1 protein-coding gene is annotated in these 1,441 nt (G+C 72.4%); it reads right to left on the minus strand.

Going from position 1 to position 1,441, the window contains the following annotated elements; genetic code table 11:
• Nucleotides 1–25: 25 nt before the first annotated feature.
• On the minus strand, nt 26–1,441 hold a 1,416-nt coding region (locus tag E2C05_RS31735; protein WP_133223581.1), incomplete at its 5' end, for an ISL3 family transposase.

Here is a 1,441-nt window from a genome sequence, read left to right on the forward strand (position 1 = left end):
GGCTCTGGCGCAGGTTTCGTGCAGGTTACGTCGCCGCTATCGGTGCGACCAGCCGCGCCCGCAGTAGGTCGAGCTTGCCTCGGCCGTACATCTGCCGCCGGAGCATCTTGAGCTTGGTGATGCTCCCCTCCGTCACGCCGTTCGACCACGCCTCGGTCATTGCCGCGCGCACGGCGGCCTGGTCGTCGGCGATGCCGCGGCCAAAGGAGGCGACTGGGCTCGCCCTGGCCTCGGTAATCCAGGAAGGCAACGCCGCGGAGGTTCCGCTGCGCAGCATCCGGTGGAAACGCTCGATCAGATCACGTGCCGTGACCAGCGCAGGGACAGCGGCCTCGATGGCTGCCACCATCACCGCCTCGGCGCGCGGCAGGCTCTCGCGCGCGGCCAGCATGGCTCGCGCGATGGTCCTGGTAGGCGGCACACTGCCGGTTGCGCCCCCATCGGGCGCCTCGCTCCGCCGACGACGGGTGGCCCACTCCGTGACGATCCGCAGGCAGCCGCCGAAGCCCTCGTCGCGCAGCCGGCGCCAGAGTTCGGCGGCGTTGCGGCAGCCGCCGTCCCACAGCGCCTTCAGGCGTGGCAGCCATGGCTCGAGGCTGCTGGCCCGGCTGCGGAACACCTCGTCCTCGGCGTGGCGGAGCACGGCCCGTACCAGCTTCCGGCTGCGCCCGGTACGGCGGACGATCTCCTTGATCGGGGTGCCGGCGGCCGCCATCGCGCGAACGACGTCGTTGGCTTCCCGGCGCTGCAGGTAGCTTTCGTACTGCACGCGCTCGGCCGCGCTCAGCAGGTCCGGGTTGACGGACCCGCTGTCGAGAGCACGGCGGATCGCTCCCAGGTCAGCGCGGACGACGTCCAGGAACGCCGCGCTGGCGTTCTCCATCAGGTGCCACCGATCGGCGACCTGGATCGCCTTGGGTGCGGCTGCCCTGACCGCGCCGGCGAAGCCGCCCGCGCGGTCGCGGGCGACAACCTCGACCTCGGGATGCGCTCGCAGCCAGGCCGTCACGGTCGCCTGGTCGCGGTCGGGCAGCAGGTCGACGATGCAACGCCGCTCGAGGTCGCAGAGGACAGTGCCGTAGCGCTGGCGGCGTCGCCACGCCCATTCGTCGATCCCGACAACCCGGACCGAGCCGGCCTTGCCCGGCGCCAGTCGGCGGACGACCCGCAGCAGCGTATCGCGGCTGACCGGCAGCATGAGCCGCGCCGCGAGACCCGCACCAGGGCGGCCGCCGAGGGCAATGCCGAGGTGCTGGACCAGGCCGTCCAGGCGCGCGGTGCGCTGCGCAGACCGCCGGGCAACCTCCGCCGGCAGCGGCTCGGCGAAGGTCCGCTGCGGGCATTCCGCCGTGACGCAGCGAAAGCGACGCACCTGCAAATGCAGCTCCACGGCTCGACCGTGGGAGGGCAGGTCCAGAAGGCGTCGCCGGTAGCGGCTGTG

The organism is Paracraurococcus ruber, assembly GCF_004353985.1.
GTDB classification, from domain to species: Bacteria; Pseudomonadota; Alphaproteobacteria; order Acetobacterales; family Acetobacteraceae; genus Paracraurococcus; species Paracraurococcus ruber.